This is a genomic window from uncultured Ruegeria sp. (genome assembly GCF_947489545.1).
Classification (GTDB): Bacteria; Pseudomonadota; Alphaproteobacteria; order Rhodobacterales; family Rhodobacteraceae; genus Ruegeria.
On record NZ_CANLDZ010000015.1, the window covers coordinates 1 to 18093 of the forward strand.

At 60.0% G+C, this 18093-nt stretch carries 13 protein-coding genes; 10 read left to right on the forward strand and 3 right to left on the reverse strand.

The genetic code is table 11. From position 1 onward, the window contains the following. Positions 1 to 174 precede the first annotated feature (174 nt). The 9 genes from Q1B13_RS18235 to Q1B13_RS18275 all read left to right on the forward strand — a co-directional run bounded on the left by Q1B13_RS18235 (position 175) and on the right by Q1B13_RS18275 (position 4998). Positions 175 to 393: a hypothetical protein gene (locus Q1B13_RS18235; RefSeq protein WP_299082992.1), complete on the forward strand. Its 219-nt coding sequence runs from the start codon at positions 175 to 177 to the stop codon at positions 391 to 393. Between the two features lie 1269 nt (positions 394 to 1662). Continuing rightward, positions 1663 to 1989, forward strand: a complete 327-nt coding sequence (locus tag Q1B13_RS18240) for a hypothetical protein (protein ID WP_299082991.1) — start codon at positions 1663 to 1665, stop codon at positions 1987 to 1989. Beyond that, positions 1986 to 2192, forward strand: coding sequence for a hypothetical protein (locus tag Q1B13_RS18245; RefSeq protein ID WP_299082989.1), 207 nt, complete (start codon positions 1986 to 1988; stop codon positions 2190 to 2192). The genes Q1B13_RS18240 and Q1B13_RS18245 overlap by 4 nt, the downstream gene beginning before the upstream one ends. Positions 2193 to 2214: 22 nt before the next feature. Continuing rightward, on the forward strand, positions 2215 to 2433 hold the full coding sequence (locus Q1B13_RS18250; protein WP_299082987.1) for a hypothetical protein: 219 nt from the start codon (positions 2215 to 2217) through the stop codon (positions 2431 to 2433). Positions 2434 to 2633: 200 nt separating this feature from the next. Further along, complete coding sequence (locus Q1B13_RS18255) at positions 2634 to 2978, forward strand: hypothetical protein (RefSeq protein WP_299082985.1); 345 nt, start codon at positions 2634 to 2636, stop codon at positions 2976 to 2978. A 258-nt stretch (positions 2979 to 3236) separates the two neighbouring features. Then, a complete protein-coding gene (locus Q1B13_RS18260) occupies positions 3237 to 3479 on the forward strand; it encodes a type II toxin-antitoxin system prevent-host-death family antitoxin (protein WP_299082983.1) in 243 nt (80 codons plus the stop codon). Between the two features lie 142 nt (positions 3480 to 3621). Next, positions 3622 to 3888 (forward strand): hypothetical protein, encoded by a 267-nt coding sequence (locus tag Q1B13_RS18265; protein WP_299800168.1) that lies wholly within the window; start codon positions 3622 to 3624, stop codon positions 3886 to 3888. A gap of 356 nt (positions 3889 to 4244) precedes the next feature. Continuing rightward, positions 4245 to 4439: a hypothetical protein gene (locus tag Q1B13_RS18270; protein WP_298937997.1), complete on the forward strand. Its 195-nt coding sequence runs from the start codon at positions 4245 to 4247 to the stop codon at positions 4437 to 4439. Positions 4440 to 4818: 379 nt separating this feature from the next. Then, a complete protein-coding gene (locus Q1B13_RS18275) occupies positions 4819 to 4998 on the forward strand; it encodes a hypothetical protein (protein WP_299082981.1) in 180 nt (59 codons plus the stop codon). A 263-nt stretch (positions 4999 to 5261) separates the two neighbouring features. On the opposite strand, the gene Q1B13_RS18280 is transcribed toward Q1B13_RS18275, so the two are convergent. The 3 genes from Q1B13_RS18280 to Q1B13_RS18290 form a co-directional block, all read right to left on the reverse strand. Next, positions 5262 to 5801, reverse strand: a complete 540-nt coding sequence (locus Q1B13_RS18280; RefSeq protein WP_299082980.1) for a hypothetical protein — start codon at positions 5799 to 5801, stop codon at positions 5262 to 5264. Continuing rightward, positions 5798 to 6478, reverse strand: a complete 681-nt coding sequence (locus Q1B13_RS18285) for a ParA family protein (RefSeq protein WP_299082978.1) — start codon at positions 6476 to 6478, stop codon at positions 5798 to 5800. Before Q1B13_RS18285 ends, Q1B13_RS18280 begins: the two co-directional genes overlap by 4 nt. A 262-nt stretch (positions 6479 to 6740) precedes the next feature. Next, complete coding sequence (locus Q1B13_RS18290; protein WP_299082977.1) at positions 6741 to 7079, reverse strand: hypothetical protein; 339 nt, start codon at positions 7077 to 7079, stop codon at positions 6741 to 6743. A 746-nt stretch (positions 7080 to 7825) separates the two neighbouring features. On the opposite strand from Q1B13_RS18290, the gene Q1B13_RS18295 reads away from it, so the two are divergent. Then, positions 7826 to 17536, forward strand: a complete 9711-nt coding sequence (locus Q1B13_RS18295) for an AAA family ATPase (protein WP_299082976.1) — start codon at positions 7826 to 7828, stop codon at positions 17534 to 17536. Positions 17537 to 18093 lie beyond the last annotated feature (557 nt).

The window sequence follows — 18093 nt, forward strand, 5'->3', positions numbered from 1 at the left end:
CCTGAACTTGGCCGACAAGGCAGAACGCAAAGGCATCAAGGCAATGCGCGTTGACCCGCCCGCAAAACCGAAATCCTGACCCCTCACCGGGCGGGGCCATTGCCCCGCCCGCGCCAAAGCAAAATCTGGCAATCCATCCCAATACACCTTATGTTTGATTGAGAGAATAGACCAATGAGCGACCTCGATATGACAGCAGCGGAACAGGCACTTGCAGACGACAGAATGCGCGCTGAAATCGCAAAGCTGATTTCTGAGGCTTCAAAGTTGAATGCTGAAACCTCAAGAATTTACACGGAATCCCGCTGGTATCCTATTGCGGTGGGCACTGGCTTTGCCGGTGTGCTGCTAACTGCTGGCGTCGCAATGGCAAAGCTGTTTTTCGGCGTATAGCAGGCCGGGCGGCGGGTCTGGTAGTCCTGTAGCTGAGCGGGGCAGAGCGCCCCGCACCGCCAACAGGACGGGTCGCTTCGCTCTGAGCGCCCGCAAAGCGCACGCGGCCGCGAGTTACCCACAGACAAGTCGCTCTCTGTCTGATGAGTTCGCTTTGTTGTCTGCTCCGGTCGTCGAGATTACACCGCTTTCGGCAAGACTGCCGAAAGCACTTTCTCCCAGGGTCGAAATCCCAACAACTGGATAACTCGCGGCCTGCGCAAACGAAGACGCGTCCCCCAACAGATCATACCTGTACCAAATCCCGGCCGGGTAGGGGTGTCCCGCGCCAACGCGGCCCCTTCGGGTCCGCATTGCCGCAGGACTGGCGCTGCCGCGCATCCTTCGTGTCGGTGGCGGGAAACTTTCTCCAATATTGCGCCAGTTTGGTTCCATTAGCGGATTACAATTCAACAGGAATTTTGTGACTGGTGGTGGCGTTTTCTTGTCTTATGAGGTTGGGGGTAATATGCGCAAATCCCGCCGCCACAGGCAGCGGGACCGGTCGCTACTCGGATGCCGGTTGCACCGGCATCCGACCCGAACCAACCAGACGCGATCTCCCTGCGGCCCGGGAGCGGTGAAATCTGTCTCATTCGAGCCAGCTTTAACCGCGGCCGCAAGTCACCTGCATCAGGTTGTTTCGGCCCATAAAGGGTAACGCGATTCCCTCGTTTCTCTCGGCCTTTCGCAATCGACTTTGGAGATCCGCGCGCCAGGCGCGCGGCTCGCAGATATCCAATGGACGGGGCAGGGGTTCAACGCGCCAGGGCGCACTCACCCCAGCCCCGACATTATCATGATTGGCTGAGCAGCCCGCCAGACGCGGGCTGCGGCGCTTGTTTCCCCGACGGTTCGGGGGGGCGAACAGGTCTCGTAACCGATCCCGGCGGGCTGGAGGGCGCAACTGGAGATCCGCGAAAACGCGGATCACATCTTCTTTCTTGTACGCCTCAAGCAAAAAAACGGCTTTTAGCCCCTTGGGCCAAACTTTCCGTTTTTTAGCCTGACCAACCCGGCGGGATCCGTTTCGGACCTCTTCCATCGCCCCCCACTCCCGTCCGGGAAAAACGCGGATGGGGCAGGGGGAGAGGACAGGCCAGCAGGCCGTTACCTTGGCCTGCTGTGCTCATAACGAAACGCAAGCGGACAGGCCGGGCGACAGCAGCAACCGCATCACCACAAAGAGGAAAGGCGACTGCGCCGTGGAAGACACGAAAGGGTAACGACATGGCATTCCAAAACGACACAAACACAGGCCGCGTCAAAAAGATGGTGGACACCCTGCGGCTCATCGTGAAATCCGCCACCTCGAACAGCGCCGATACTGAAGCACTGGCAGATATGTTGCGTCCCCTTACCGACGAGCTGGCCGGACTGGGCGTTCTGCCACCTGCAGGCCAGATGACAGAATCGCAGCCGCCCAAGGTCGCCGCCCAGGCAGCGGGTCAACGCGCCGCACTTATCCTCGCCGATCAGGCATCGCTGAGAGAACTGATGGCCTCGCTCATCGGGCGGCTGGATGCCCATGCGCACCGTCTGGAGGAAATGCCATGAGGTTCAAGATGTGGTCCCGTTTTGCCTTCGAAGATACACCGCGCAAGCCTGCCGCCCTGCGTCGCAAACAACAGAAGGAACGCGAGGCTGTTCCATTATTGGCGGATCAGATCTCTGAGCAACAACCAGGCGAAGATGAGGTCATGCGCAAACGCGCAGTGGGAACGTCAGGAGAAAAGCAGCCGAAAACAACGCGTCGATAAATGGCGTGAGGCCCGGTGCCGGGTGGCGGCCCATTCTTCCAACGAAGCCGCCGCCCTGCGCCAGGCGTGGAACTGTGCGCCGTACCCAGCTGATCCAGTCTACCTGCTGGATTTTCTTCATGGGTATTCCATTGGGCGGTTCACACTTGATACCTTGCCCTTCGACCTTAACCCGTCAGATCCGCATGGCGTCCGTAAGCACCAGTTGGAGATATCCGTTCCAAAAGGTCCAATCACATGACTGCAAAATCCACGGCACTTACACGGAAGGCCACGCGCATCTGGAGATAAGCCCAGCTTTATGTCGGGTTTCATCGCGACAAGAAGGGTAATAAGCGCGACTCTGCCAAAGTCTGGCCGCCTAAGAATGCAAGTGCAACCATCCATCCAAACCCGGCCGAACAGGAGGCTTTTGTTGTTCTGAAATCAACCGGCAACAGTTTGTCAGGTGATGTCCAGGTCAAGTTTCGGTCTGACAAGATTATCGCGCGGCGGGATACCGATGAAGGTTGGCTGGGTGTGCAGATCGAACCCATGGCCGTTGTGGTACAGATTGCAGACGGCACACGGATCAAGGTTTGGTACGATGGATCTGTTACACGCACGACGGCGGAGGACCGCACCACAATCGAACTAGATGGATCCGTGTTCAAGCGCACTGAGTTCGCACAGGCCTACATGTCGGGTGACGGTACAGAAGTGGGCACCGAAACCGCCACGCACAATGCTTCGATCACAGAGAGCGGAGTGCAATCCTCGCTCGATGATGACTGGCAGACGGAGTGAGCGAGCATGGCGTAACCAATAAGTGGTGTAATAGAAATTATGTTAAGAAACTGGAAATCCCAACGACCCGAAAACCATTCAACAGCTGACAACGGGTGGTGAAACTGAGGTCAGCCATCTGGCTGAGATCCGCAAATGGACGGGCGATCAACTGACTTACATGTCACCTTTGGGGATGATTTTGTGATCTTGCCGAAGATGGTTTGATCTTGTCTAATATACAAAAGTTTTGTATATTACGTATTATTGAAGGTCGCGATGAAACAATTCCCATCTACAGATATCACGCGCAAATCCGGAGAGATCCTCGAAACTGCATTACGCGGCCCTGTCGCTATCACGAAGTATCGTCGCGCAAAATATGTCCTGATGAGCGCTGAGCATTACGAAACGCTGACCAAAGGCAGAGATGGCCGTGAGGTGTTTGAGTTGGACACCGTACCAGACGGTGTGCGTGAAGAAATGCTGACTGCTATTGATGCTGAGTTGAGCCGTGATTGATCTACCGAAGTCTGGCGAGGTTTTTGACTACCCATATCTATGGTCTTGGCAGGCTAACCGCGGCGAGTCAGAGGGATGCAAAGAGCGGCCAAGTTGTGTCGCACTGGTTGTCCCGCTACGATCCGGCCGCCATCGTGTCTACATGCTGCCGATCACCACTAAGGAGCCGACTGCGGATCAGGTGGCTGTGGAAGTTCCGCGTACCGAGGTGCAACGTGCGGGCCTTAGCCGGAACCTATCGCAGTGGGTCATTCTCTCTGAATGGAACCGCGAGATTTTTGAAACATCTTTCTACATCTCTGAGATCGGAACGGGTCATAGTTTTAGCCGCATCTTCTACAAGAAGCTGATTGCAAAACTGGGTGAGGAATTGAAAGCAGGTCGGGTGACCACCGTCGAAAGAGAATAAGGCTGCGGTCAGCTTTTTTTGCTGGTCAGATCGCACTTTTCAATTACAACCCGCAACTGTTGCAGGTCAGGCTAGTCGCATCATTTGCACGTTGCGCCTGGCGGATCCCGTGCCATTCGTGCCCGGCTGTTAACCTGGCCCGCGCCGGGCGCGGCCCAGGGCCGGGCGGCCCACCCCCACACGGTCTTGTCATTATCCCACACCGGTAAAGGACTTCGCGCCGCGCAAGCGCGTCGCTCGCACGCCGCCTTCAGCGGTTCTTGACACGGCGTGTCCAAATGCCCGCGACCGTGCAGGGCGGGCGAGTTCGCTTTGCTTTCAGACGGTTTTCAACCTATATTCAAAGGAGATCATCAATGAGCATGAACGACATGACCGAAGCCGAAGTCAAACTGACAGATGAGAAACTACGCGCTGAAGTGGCGAAGCTGATTGCTGAAACAAAACAGATCGGCGTCAATACCTTCTTAGCACCGTTTCTGGCTGCAGCTGCGCTGATCGGTGCCACGACGGCAATCACGGCAGCAATATTGAACTTCATCGGAACCTGACAGTTTGCGGCCCCTCGGGGCCGCTTTTCTGCGTTTTCGCATGATGTTGGGCGATCGCCTGTTTCAATTTGAACCCACAACCGTTGCAGGTCCGGCCAGTCGCATCATTTGCACGTTGCGCCAGTCGGATCCCGTGCCATTCGTGCCCGGCTGTTAACCTGGCCCGCGCCGGGCGCGGCCCAGGGCCGGGCGGCCCACCCCCACACGGTCTTGTCATTATCCCACACCGGTAAAGGACTTCACGCCGCGCAGGCGCGGCGCTCGCACGCCGCCTTCAGCGGTCCTTGACTCGGCGTGTCCAAATGCCCGCGACCGTGCAGGGCGGGCGAGTTCGCTTTGCTTTCAGACGGTTTTCAACCTATATTCAAAGGAAATCATCATGAGCATGAACGACATGACCGAAGCTGAAGTCAGACTCCAGGACGATAAGATGCGCGCCGAGATCGCAAAGCTTGTCGCGGAAACGGCCAAGATCAATACTGAGAACCGTTGGTATCTCTTGATTGTTGGTGCCGCGTTCTTCGCCGGTGCTGCAGCGTTCACCAAGCTTTTTCTGTGAGAGTTTGCGGCCCCTCGGGGCCGCTTTTCTGCGTTTCCGCACGATGTTGGGCAGATCGCCTGTTTCATAACAATTGAAAAGACCTGCTGTGCGATTGCACCGCGCGACCGGTGCGCAGCTAATGGCTGCGCAGTCGTCGAGGGGGTGCCCCCCTTCGAAACCCCCCGGTTCGGAGACATCCGAGAGCCGAAATTTCCTCCGGAAGATTTCGGGCCAGACTTTCAGAGGTTGGGTGCCGGGGCCGCCCAGGCGGCCCCAATTGCTTAGAAACGCCGGAATGTGTCGAGAGGATTTTCTTCAGATGCTACGTAGCCGCTTTGACGGGGAGCGGCTGAAACCGGACCTGCCCCCGCCGCATCTGTGGTTGGCTTGTTTGATGGCTTTGGTCGCAACAGGCGGATGACATTGCCAAGCGCAAGTATCCCGGTCGAGACAATCAACACCCATGGCAACAGCCAATCGGAGATCGCCACGCCCGCAATCAACCACGTTGTCAGATCGGATTCTGTTAGAAACTGGTATTGTGGCCCGGTGGCCTGCACCGTGAGACCGCCCTCGATGTTCGGCCAGTATCGGAACAACACAAAAGCGGTGAGCAAGCCCAAAGCATCGCGGGTTCCCTCGGACGGCGACCAGACGAGGCAACATGTTATGGCTTCAACGCCCCAGAAAAGAGCGAAGATGATCACGAGAAGGTAGGTCAGTTGAGGTAGCCCGAACCGGGTCTCGACCGCGGTGACTGCGGAGATCGCGACCATCCAGAGGATCGCGGGGCGCAGTATCGCGGAGAGCAGGCCCTTCATGCCGCATGTGCTGCGCCGTAGATTGCGGCCAGCCCTTGCAGAAGCGCCTGCGCATTTTGATGCGCCGACGTTAGTGCGGGCGCAGGTGGCAAATCCTGCAACAGACATCCTTCGCTGAATATCTGGCGGTAGGCGTCTTTTTCCAACACCGGTGGATCCAGCACCGGGAAGCCTTGGGCCGTAAGCTGGTCTCCAATGCCTTTTTGAGTTCGCGACCTGATGGCGGCCGGAACCCGCGTCGGAACAATCACGTTTGGTCGAGCTCGGCCGGTTCGGGTTTCCAGCTTGGTGAGAAAGGTCCTGACCTTGGTGGCCTCGTTCAGATCGAGGGCGGAATATTGCATCGGGATCAGAACCAGATCGGCCAGTTGAGCGGCCAGCGCCGATCGCGCGTTTTCCGTGCCTTCCGTATCCAGCAAAACGAACTCCGCCTGCCCGGATGCCTTCTCTATGTTACTCTCCAATTCGGAGCCTTCCGGATCGGTGTCAACGATGACCGGGATCCGTTTCGCCAGGTCCGACCGGTTCACCCAGTTGAGCAGTGGTGTGTTCGGATCGCCATCGATAAGCGCGACGGTTCCGCCAAGCCTCATTATCTCTCCGGCTAGGATCGCGATGAGTGTTGTTTTCCCTGCACCGCCCTTGGTGCTGGCAGTGGCCCAGACATGTGCGCTCAAAGTTCGCTTCCTTTGTTATCGCCCTGCGTCGTGGTCAACGCATCAGCGGGTTAATGTGCGGTGCGATTGCACCGCGCGACCGGTGCGCAGCCAATGGCTGCGCAGTCGCCGAGGGGGTGCCCCCCTTCGAACCCCCCGGTTCGGGGATATTGGAGAGCCGAAATTTCCTCCGGAAGATTTCGGGCCAGACTTTCATAGGTTGGGTGCCGGGGCCGCCCAGGCGGCCCCAATTGCTGAGAAACGTCGGAAAGCGGTCGCGCTGTCACAGCCCTGCCCCTTTCTTATCGCCCCGTGCTGTTGCCAAAGCTTTGGCTGCTTCGCGCAAGGTGCGGTTCATGGTCCAGTCGTTGGCGAGCGCTATGTCGTAGAGGTAGGCTTTGATTTCGACATCGATGCGGTGATTGAAGGGTTCGGTCCCGGGTTTTCTCCGCCCCTTTAGTGAGCGAACCGGTGAGGACTTCGGCTTCGGATTGGCTGTGGCGGTCTTCGGCTTGGCGCCCGGGCCGAGTGCGGGGTCCTCTTTGGCAGGCCCCTCTTCTGATTTGGCGGCGTCTCTAATATTTTGGAGGGCGTTTTCGAACGCGCCCGGTTGTCCGGCCATGAGCGTTTCCCTTCGTTCCGGTAAAGTGCAAAGGCAATTGCCTGTTGATCATCCAGATAACATCAGGGCTAGTTGCACTACGTTTGCCAATGTAACCAACTGGCAAAATACCGGGCAATAGCAATCGCAATAGCCAGCAACTATCAAGTTATAGCCCAGATAAACAACTGGGCATAAAGACTGGTAATGCCAGTTCTTATGCCCTTCTGGTTGAGGGGCCAGAAGGTGTTTTGTACGTGTGATGGGGCTCCGGTGAGCCCCCGAGCGCGCCGTAGAGCGGGCTTAACGGGGGTCTGCTCCTGCCAAAATAAAGAAACCGCGCTCAGTGGCCCGGATATCGCGCCTGTGGCGATTTCTGCAGGCCGCCCCAGACGGCCATGTTTGCCATAGGCGCCGGCGTTCCGGGTATGTGGCTGTCGTTCCGGCCAGGACAGCCAGCGCGCGAGCGCTGAAAGCCCTGCAGTCGGAAGGCTGCCAGTGCAGCGGGGCGGATCAATACCCTGCCCGTCCTGTCTGGCACCAGCGCCGCACGGCTAGCACCTCGCGATGTCGGTCGATCTGAGAGGGTCGGTGTCAACTTCGCCTTTGGCACTTCGTGGCAAATCTGGGGCTTACCGCTGGAACAGGGCGCTGAAAAGGGGCGCAGCCAGTTGAAGGAAGCTATCCGAAATGATTTTGTGAGAAATCAACACAAGCACGTTTAGGTATGAGATTGACATCTCATACAAACGGTGCTCCAATCCCCCATGGCGGTCTATTATTTCAACGTCAGCATTTTGTCCCGCGGCAGCGGAAACGGAGCCATCGCAGCTGCCGCCTATCGTCATGGCATCAAGGTCAAAGATATCACGACAGGTCGTACCTTCGACTATGGTGGTAAAGACGAAGTAGCTCATACCTGGATCGCAGTTCCAGAGGATGCACCCGACTGGGCAAAACAGCGCTACCTGACATTTCTCGGTGACAGCCCGGAGGCACGGACCGAAGTGGCAAAAGTATCCACAAAGCTGTGGGAAGACCTGACCCTCATCGAGGTTTACAGCAAACACTCCCGTCGTGACAGAGCCCGGCTTTCCCGTAGCGTAACCTTTGCGCTGCCGTTGGAGCTGAGTTTTGAAGAGAAGGTCAAGCTCGGCCGGGAGTTCGTGCAGCGCAGCTTTGCAGAGCGCGGCATGATCGCAGATTGCACGTTCCACGATCTCGAGGACAACCCGCATATCCACGTAATGGCCAGTATGCGGGATCTCGGACCCGATGCGTGGGGCAAAAAGAATATGGCATGGGACCATAAATCCCTGCTCCGCAGCTGGCGGATGGAATGGGCAAATGCGGCCAATATAGCCCTCGAACGGGCGGGCCTGCACCAGCGGATCGATCACCGCACGTTGGAAGAACAAGGTATCGAGCTGAAGCCGGACAGCTACAACCCGCATGTCGCCGAGCATGCAGAACAGTCCGGCGATCTGGCCCGGGAGAAGGACCGTATCACCCAGGTGCGGCGCGACAATGCCGCCTACCTTCGTGCCAATCCCGAGCATGTGCTTACCGTGGTTTCGGCGAAGGCCACGATCTTCTCCGAGCAGGATATTGAAAACGAGTTCAAAAGGCGGCTCGATGATGCCGGTCAAGATGAGGTCAGGTCATTGGTGAATACTGCGATGGCGTCGCGGGAGCTGGTGGAACTGGACTGCACGATTGAGGATCGGAAGGGTGAAGAATGGCCCGGCCTGACCACACGGGCCCGGGCCTACAGGGAGCGCAATCTCGTTCTCGATGCAAAGGTTCTGGCGCGTCAGTCGCTCGATGTGGATGGGTCCGACCGGCTGGATCTGCTGTCCGAGGGTCTCCGGGAGACGCAGCGCAATGCGGCGCTGGAGATGGTCAGCCCGGATCGGTTGTCGCTGGTTACTGGCTACGGTGGCGTGGGAAAGACTTACACCATCGGGGAGGCCGCAAAGGTCTGGAAAGCCCGCGGGTATGAGGTCCTGGGTGGGGCAATCTCGGGTAAGGCCACCCAGGAACTCTCCACAATACCGGAGATGGAGATCGCCAGCCTCGCGGCCTGGGAGTCTCGCTGGGCCCGGGGCGCTCTGCCCATACAAGGCAAGTTTGTCTTCTTCCTCGACGAGATTGGCATGGTCGGGGGTGATACCCTGGTGCGGGTGCTCAAGCGGGTCTCGGACATGGGAGGCAAGCTGATCGTTTCGGGTGATGGCGAGCAGCTGCAGCCGGTCATGGATTCAAGCATCGTGGATGCTCTGCTGGAAGTAAAAGACCCGGTGTTGATGGACCAGATCGTGCGGCAGAACAACGAAGACGATCTGAAAGCGTCCTGGCAGCTGGCACAGGGCGGGAAACATATAGATCAAGCGCTCGATTACTACGATGGTGCAGGCCATATTCACTTCCTGGAAAACAACGAGGAAACCTTTGCAAAGCTGGTCCAGGGGTATTTTGATGCACCTGTCAGTCATAGCAATGAGCGGATAGCAGGTGCGGTGTCGAACCGCGACGTATGGGCGCTGCAGGATTTGCTGCGCGCCGAGGCAATCAATCGCGGCGTGCTGGGGGAGCGGGAACAGGACCTGGGAGAGATCATTCGGATCGATCACCGGGGTTTTCACGATGTGCGCCTGAAGCTGCCGCTCCTGGTGCGGGAGGGCGAGCGGCTGATCTTCACAGCCTCCCATCGCGATCTGGGCATCCCGAAGTCCAGCATGGGTTCGGTGGTGGCAATGCCCTACAAGGCGCTGGATATCCTGCTTGATGGCGCCGATACCCCGGTGCGGGTGCACCTGGAGGCGTTCAACAGATTCGATTACGCCTACGCGGCAACGATCCATAAAATGCAGGGCATGTCGAAAGAACGAGTACATATCCTGGCGCATCCCCGGATGAATCGCTACCTGGGCAACGTGGCGATGACACGGCATGAAGAGGGGGTGGATCTCTACGTATCGGAGGCCCGGATCGAGACACTCGAAGACCTGAAGGATCTGTTCGGTACCAAAAGCCACCTGTGGATCGACGGGTCCGAGGAACCAGACGAGATCCGGCGTGCAGGTACCGGGCTGGTGGAAAGTGGGCTTGCGAAGGACCGACTGGATCTCATACCCGTCAGCGAGACCGTGCAGAAGCTGGTCCGGGAAAGGTTCATCGGCGATCCACATCTGTCAGGTATAGCCTCGCGCGTGGGCGGCCTGCTTTCGGCGGAATTCGTGGACGGGGACCCGATCCTGGAAGAGGACCCGCAAGGTTATGCGCAGGATCCCTGGCGGGTCATCGACGAGATGATGGAGCGGCAGGCGGTGTTCCGGGCGACGGATGTTGCGGATGTGCTGTCGCGGATCACCAAGGACCCGGAGACCTTCCTGCGGCTCTTCAAGCAGGCGATGGAACATCCTGACCTGGTCATCCTCGACGAGGGTGGCCGCAATGGTGAAGGACGGATCTACAGTAGGCGGACGCAGGTGGCCCAGGAGATGAATGTCCTTGATCGTGGTGTACGGTTGTCGCTGCTGGAACATCTGCCTCATGCAGGAACAGCCCGGTCGAAGGCCTTCGGCCAATCCCTGCACGGAATTGGGGAAGAAGCGCTCCTGTCAGCCGAAATCCAAAGCTCCGGTCTGACCCGGGAACAGGAGGCCGCATTCCGGTCCGCGATCGATCAGCCGGGGCTGAGCCTTGTCAGCGGCCCATCGGGATCCGGCAAGACCCGGGTTGCAGGGGCGCTGGCGCGGGCATACCGCGTGGCCGGAGTGAAAGAGGTCAACGCGATCGCGCCCACGAGCGCCGGCGTCGACCGGTTACGACGGGCCGGAGAAAGTGGGGCGATGAGCATCCGCCAGTTCGAGGAGCGGGTCGCAGACGGGCGGATTGCGCTGATGCCGCGCAGCGTGATCGTCCTCGACGATGCCGGTCTCGTGGGTGCGGAAACAGCGGATCGCCTGATCGGCCTTGCAGAAACTCATGGCTCCAAGATCGTGGCGTTGCGGGATACGCACCAGTTTGCTGCCCTGGAGGCCAGCCCGGTCTTCCGGATGTTGGAGGATCGGGTTGGTGGGCACCGTCTCGGGGACAGCCTGCGTCAGGTCGACCCGGTGCGCAAACAGTTGCTGGAAGCGTTCCGGCAGGCCCCGACGGGCGTTCCCGGCGATCCGCAAAGGGAAGGTCCGGCGGAACGGGGGCTTTCCGGGCTCATGACAGAGGGAGTGTTCCAGGCGGGAGAGACAAGAGTCCTGGCGCTGGACCGAATAGCGAAGGATTATGTGCGCGACGCGGTGTCCTCGAAACTCGTGGTTGCCCAGGCCCGGGCGGATGTGAATGAGCTCAACAAGCTGATCCGTGAGAACATGGATGCGCGCTATCCCGAGCGAACGATAACGGCGAGCCCTTTCGGGAATAGTAAGGAGCTTGCCGAGGCCCCGATCGGATCAATCGCAGCGCTGCGCCCAGGCGATCGGATCTTGCTCGCGGGCGGGTATTTCGGCGCAAACCTGCCTGCTGGCAGCGAGGGCGAGGTCCTGCGCCATGATGACAACGGAGTTGCGCTGCTGATGGCCGCGCCCGACGGGACGGAGCGGCATCTGACCTTCTCGGTGGAGGATCGGGATTTCCGCTATCGCTTCGGCTTTGCCTGCACGGTGCATGGGGCTGCTGGCAGGAGCCACGGGTCGGTGCATGTACTGGCCACCCCGGGCATGACCCGTCATGTGCTGGATGCGGCTATGTTGTTGCACCAGACCGCGCTGAACGTGGTTCTGCCGGTGCCAGAGGACAACCTGGGGCGTGCGGTGCGGGCCATCCAGCGGAAGGATGGAACCGGCCGGGGTGCGCTGGATTACGGGTTTGATGTGTCGCTGGCGGCGCGGGAAGCACTGCGGGGCCAGGCGATGGAGCTGCGCGAGGATGCGATCGTTGAGGGCGCGGAACGGCTGGCGCTCTGGATGGGGCCGGAGACTGTCAGAACCGAGACAGGTGTTCCGGAAACATCCACTCCGGATATGATAGGGCCGACAGACGTGCGCCCTGCCCGCGCCCTGCCCCATGGCATTGGTGGCGAAGTGATGGCGGAGCTGATCGGCGGGCAGATTCTCGAGACAGGGACCGCGCCGACAAATGCAACGCGCAGCGCGCTGACCGATATGGTGCGCCACGTTGCTGGAGAAGACGACTGGCAAAGCCTGCGAAGACGCCTGCCGCCCGGAATAGAAGCACGCGCTGACCAGCTGGCGCTGGACCGGGCCGGTTCGGGCAGCGACGGACGCAGCCTGCCGGCAGCGCTGGCCCTGGCGCGCGGGGCGGTTGCCGCGGAAGCTCTTGGGGAGGATGCTCTTGCAGAGCGGTTCCAGCGTGGTCTTGATCTCTATGGCGCGCGCGCTGAAGAAGCCCGGCGGGGACCGGGCATCGAAGGGCTTGAACCGCGCCTGGTGGATGACCTGCCAGATCCGTGGTCTCAAGCCCCTGCTCCGGTGTTGGAGAGCCCTGCCAGTGCGGAGATCCGCGCGGCGAACGCGGCGTTCCTGCGGGCACATCCCGAACACATGCTGAGCCTGGTTGCGGCGGAACGAGCGATCTTTACGGAGGAGGAGCTTGTCCGTTCCGCCCGTTCTTATCTCGAAGCGGGTCGCGGAGAGGCGCGGGACCTGGCTGAGCTGGTGCTCGACATGCCCGAAGTGGTGCAGATCGCGCAGGCAGGACCGGGCGGACAGGCGCAATACAGCACCGGCGCGCGCTCGGCTGTGGAGATGGACCTGATCTCCCGGGGTGTGGCCATGGCGACAGACAGGTTTGATGTGGATGAACAGGCCCATCTCGATCTGTTGTCCCCCAGCCTGACAAAAGGGCAGCGCCCGGGAGCGCTGGCGATGCTGGACGCAAAGCGGCTGACCCTGGTGACAGGCGATCCCGGAGCGGGCAAGAGCTACGTGATCGGCGAGGCGGCCAAAGTCTGGCAGGCGCGCGGCTACGAGGTGATCGGCGGCGCGTCATCCGGCGCGATGACCCAACAGCTGGCCACGGATGTAAAACATCTGGATGTTGCGACGCTGGCGGCCTGGGAGTCGCGCTGGGAGCGGGGCTGGCGGCCGGCATCGGGCCGGTTTGTCTTCTTCATGGATGAGGCCGGTATGGTGGGTGGCGACACCTGGGCGCGGGTCCAAAAGCGGATTGATGCGCTTGGCGGTAAGCTGGTCGCCGTGGGTGGCCCGGGGCAGCTGCAGCCGACCAGCGAAAGTAGCGCACAGTTGGTTCTGATGGATCAGGAGCAGATCGGGTTCACCGCGATGTATGAGGTGATCCGGCAGGAGAACCATCTCGAACGCCATGCCTCGAAACAGCTGGAAGAAGGCGGCAGCGAGGCGATCAGCGCGCTGCGGTTTTACCATGATAAGGGCGATATCCGCTTTACCGAAGATGTGTCTGGAGCCATCGCACAGATCGCTGAGAGATGTTTCGAGCGTGGCGCACCTGGTAAGCGGATTGCGCTGGCCTATACAAACAGGGATGTCTGGGCCCTGAACGCGGCGTTGCGATCGGAGGCGGGTCAGCGCGGTGAGTTGCAGGGTCCGGAGCGGGACTGCGGCGAGATCGTGCGGATCCTGCGGGACGGAGAGCGGGAGCGGAAAATCCACCTGCCGCTGAAGCTGCGCACGGGCGATCGCATCATGTTCACGGCGAGCCATCGCGGGCTGCGGATCCCGAAGTCGAGCTTTGGCACGGTCCAGGTGATCCGGGCGCAGCAGGTGGACATACTGATCGATAAGCATACCCGGCCGGTTACGGTCGATCTGAAGGAGTTCAGCAGCTTCGACTATGGCTATGCCACCACGGTTCACAAGTCCCAGGGCATGTCCAAAGACTATGTCTATGGGCTTGGCCACGGCTATATGAACCGGCATGTGCTCACCGTAATGGCGACCCGGCATCACCAGGCGTTCGAGCTGTATGCTCCGAAAGACCGGCTGGAGGACATGGCTGCGCTGGAGGCCGCAATGCTGCGCAGCGCATATCTGCGGTTGGACGATCCCGATGCGGATCCGACCAGCACTTCCCTGTCACCACGCCGGTCTTCACCCGGGCCGGCCACCCCAGGGGTGGTTGAGCCCCGTGCCGATCTGCTGCCGGAAGACACTCCGGCTCCCGTTGTGGCCTTCGAAGCGGATGCGCATCTGTCGGGGGTTGCCAACCGGATCAGCGGGCTGCTGAAGGCGGAGTTCACACAGGGGCAGGCGTTGGTCGGTGAAGATCCATGGGGCTATACGTCCAGCCCTGCAAAGGTGGTGGATGATCTTCTGAAACAGCAATCAAACCTGCGCGCGGCGGATGTGGCAGGTGCGCTGACCCGTGTCACCCAACATCCCGCCACCTTCCTGCGCCTCTTCCGCGAGGCGATGCAGCATCCGGATCTGATCATTATGAGTGATGAGGGAATCGGTGGTGAGGGTCGGATCTACAGCACAAAATCACAGGTTGCCTTCGAGGCGGGTGTTGTCGATCAGGGCCTGCGGCTGGGGCTCAGTACCCATCTACCGGGGCGGGATGTAAAGACTCCTCGCCCGGATGGTGCTCTACTTGACCAGCTTGGCCGCCGGCACGGACTGGACGAGCAGCAAGCGAAGGCGCTGCGCGATGTTGCAAACGGGTCCCGACTCAGCCTTGTTCGGGGCGGGTCCGGCTCCGGTAAGACAAGGCTGGTAAGCATGCTGGCCAAAGGGTATCGCGAGGCCGGGTCCGATCATGTCTATACGCTCGCCCCCACCGGGGCGGGGCTTGGGGCCTTGCGGGAGGCCGGAGAGCGGCGGGTGTTCAGTGCGCGTCACTTTACGGAACTGGCATCGGCAGGTTCCGAGGGGGCTGATCCTCTGCTGTCGCTCACAGCGGGCAGCATGATCGTACTCGATGACGCGGGCCAGCTCGATGCGGAAACCGGCAAACGTCTTTTTGACCTGGTAGAGAAGAGCGGTGCGCAGATGGTGATGCTGGCGGATCCGGAACAACCCGGTCCGTTTGGGTCAGGGCCGATCTGGCAGATGCTGGAGGCGCGCATGGGATCGATTGCGCTCGGGGAGAGCCACCGGCAGAGCGATCCGGGGCTCGCGAAGGCACTGGCGGATCTGGCAGCACCGGAGCAGGGCGAGCGGGCGGCGCAAGGACTCAAAGCGTTGGAAGCAGCAGGTGTATTCCAGGCTGGTGGCACCTCACACGCGACGATCGAGACCCTTGCGCGGAACTATGTGACAGATGGCTCCGAAACAAAGATCGCACTGGCCTGGTCGGGTGCCGAGGTACAAAAGCTCAACACGGCAATCCGCGCGGAGCTGGACGAGATCATGCCGGAGCGGGCGGCATTCAAAAACACGGCGCAGCATACAGGATCGGTTGCGGCCTTGCAGGTTGGGGACCGGATTACCCTGACGGAATATTACGATGCTGCGGCACTGGGGCCCGGCAGCATCGGCGATGTGGTGTCGCGGGATGCGGAGAGTGTTCGGATCCGGCTGCGCAGACCTGGCGGCGCCGAAAAGGAAGTTGTGTTCAAGGGTGAGGATGAGGCGTTCCGGTACCGCTTTGCCTTCGCAAGCACCGTGAATGGGGCGCGGTGTCAGGGCCATGGGTCCGTGCATCTGCTGGTCAACCCGGCCATGAGCCGTGAAGTTCTGAACACGGGAATGGCGTTGCATAAGGACCGGCTCAACGTGGTGGTGCCAGCCAGCGAAGACCGGCGCATCTCCGTTGTTCGTAAGATCCTGCAGACAGACGGACGGGCGCGGGGGGCACTGGATTACAGCTTTGATCCTGCGCTTGCGATGCGGCAGGCTGCGCGCGGTGAAGCCCTGCGGTTGAAAGGGTCTGATGGACTGCCAGCAGGCATCGGTGCGGAAGCAATCGGTGAGGTGATGGCGGGTGCGATCCGCGAGACCGGTACAGCTCCGGCTCCGGACGTGCGGCACAGGCTCGACGGTTTTGTCAGGCATGCCATTCGGCTGCAGGGAAAATCCAGCCTTCGACAGCGCGGTACAAAAGACATTCTGGCGCGCGCGGAGCGTCTGGCGCTGGCCACAGCCGGACCGGGGCGTGATGGCAAGGCCATGCCTGCGGCCCTGGTGCTGGCCCGGGGGGCGGAACTGGCAGAGACCCGGGGCGAGGCTGATCTTGCCTCTCACTTCCGCCGCGGTCTCGCTCTCTATGCCAAGCAGGCGCACATTGTCCGCTCTGGCCCCGGCATTGAAACGCTCGAGGCTCAGGTGGTCGAGCAGATTCCGAACGCCCCCGAGGCCCCGGCACAGACGCGAACATTGCCTCCCTATGCCCGACGCGGCGGGTCACCTATCCGGCTTCCGTCACCCCGACGGCTCTCCAATCTCATCCCGAACAGCGAAGCCGCCGCAGCGCGGGCCGTGCTTAAGGCGTTCGTGCCGTACAGATCCCGGGGGCCCGGCTTTGTCGAAAGTTTTCTCAAGGCCTACAAGGAAAACAGTCCCCGGATGACGGTTGACGACCGGGCCACGCTGACACGCAGCGCTGACGGCACACTGGTGATCGATACCGGCCAGCCATTGATTGAGGAGCCTGCACCCGTGCGGGAGATCCCACAGTCAACCGCGCCCGCTCGCCCTGCCCCGCCGCGGCTTGGGCACCTGGCTCGCTCGTTGGCTTCTGCTGTCACGCAGCATATCGACGGCAAAAATCCCGTGCATCAGCGCGCCAACCTGCGTGGCGATCTCCGCAGTTTGCTGGCCGACGGTGCTCGCTTTGCCCCGGACGATCCAGAGAAGGTCGAAGCGGCCGCGCATGAAATCGCGCGCCGTCGGCATATCAATGCCGTCAAGCTGGACGTCATCGATATGGTTCTGAAGGAAAGCGGATCCAGAGAAAAACGGGATGACCACTATACTGTCAAGGCGGTCCACCGAGGCAAAAACCCGTTTGATTTTCTCAACTCCAAAAACGCCGCCAGGTACGACAAAGTCTTGCAGGCTCGCCTGCAAGACATGGTCCCGTCAGATTATGAGGCAACCAATACAGACCGCGCGATCGCCCGTGCCACGGCTTTCCTGCCAAAAGACCTTCCCGAAAACACACGAGATCTGGCCAAAGCGGTCGTGCGCGCGACCGTAATCGAGCCCCTGCCCGATCCGGATGAGTTGCGCAAGGATCGCCTGTCTGTTCTGGAAGAGCTGTCCAGTGGCGCTGAGCCGCCGGAAAATCGCAGGAACGCCCTGGCTGAAAAACTCTACAAGGTGTTTACAATCCGGGAAATCGATCAGCTGGTCAAACACAACACTGTACCACCACGCGGGATTGATGTCGCGCCGCAGGGTTCGTCAGGGTTCAAAGGTGCGCTGCGGTTACTCTTCCAGCAGGACAAAATCAACGCAGCCCCCTGGGGGGACCATCAGGATGCCATCAAGCGGGATATGTTCCGGGTTCCAGGTAGAGGACGTGGTTTTGAGTGAGACCTAAGCGGGCCAACAGAGTTGTAACTGTTTTCCACTGCGGAGAAACGTTTGTCGAAAGCACAACCGGCAACTAAGCATGACCTCATCGAGTGAGTTATCACAAACAACTAGGAAACCAGAACCTCGTCTTCGGAAACCCACTCTTTGCCTATCATCGTCGCTGCAACCGCATTCGGATCGTCAGAGTAGATAACCAACGCTAGACTCTCCCCGGCACGGGTACAGGTGACATAGAGTATTCGACAGAAAGGGCCACCAAGCTGCCCTTCGCTGCGGTTGCGGCACTGGGCACCGCTAACGTCATCAATGCGCAGAAAGCGGACCCTGCAAAGTTCTATCAGCAGACTGCGCCAGGACGGCCCAGACTGGTCATTCACCTCATTTTTGCAACGCTGCCGTGCGGCCCACCAGTTCGGAAAGGAGCCTCCCAAACTACATGCGATGTAACTCGTTGAGTTAGATATCCACGGCATTCGTATCTGCTTCACCACACTGCAAATGTGGGGCATGGTACCAAAAGTGTATCTACAAAAATACAACCATTGATTGGAAGT

Bases quoted from the DNA above. Each gene is read 5' to 3' on its own strand.
- Q1B13_RS18275 (WP_299082981.1), top strand. From the start codon at position 4,819: ATGAGCATGAACGACATGACCGAAGCTGAAGTCAGACTCCAGGACGAT.
- Q1B13_RS18280 (WP_299082980.1), bottom strand. From the start codon at position 5,801: ATGAAGGGCCTGCTCTCCGCGATACTGCGCCCCGCGATCCTCTGGATG.
- Q1B13_RS18295 (WP_299082976.1), top strand. From the start codon at position 7,826: ATGGCGGTCTATTATTTCAACGTCAGCATTTTGTCCCGCGGCAGCGGA.
- Q1B13_RS18290 (WP_299082977.1), bottom strand. From the start codon at position 7,079: ATGGCCGGACAACCGGGCGCGTTCGAAAACGCCCTCCAAAATATTAGA.
- Q1B13_RS18270 (WP_298937997.1), top strand. From the start codon at position 4,245: ATGAGCATGAACGACATGACCGAAGCCGAAGTCAAACTGACAGATGAG.
- Q1B13_RS18245 (WP_299082989.1), top strand. From the start codon at position 1,986: ATGAGGTTCAAGATGTGGTCCCGTTTTGCCTTCGAAGATACACCGCGC.
- Q1B13_RS18235 (WP_299082992.1), top strand. From the start codon at position 175: ATGAGCGACCTCGATATGACAGCAGCGGAACAGGCACTTGCAGACGAC.
- Q1B13_RS18265 (WP_299800168.1), top strand. From the start codon at position 3,622: ATGCTGCCGATCACCACTAAGGAGCCGACTGCGGATCAGGTGGCTGTG.
- Q1B13_RS18240 (WP_299082991.1), top strand. From the start codon at position 1,663: ATGGCATTCCAAAACGACACAAACACAGGCCGCGTCAAAAAGATGGTG.
- Q1B13_RS18260 (WP_299082983.1), top strand. From the start codon at position 3,237: ATGAAACAATTCCCATCTACAGATATCACGCGCAAATCCGGAGAGATC.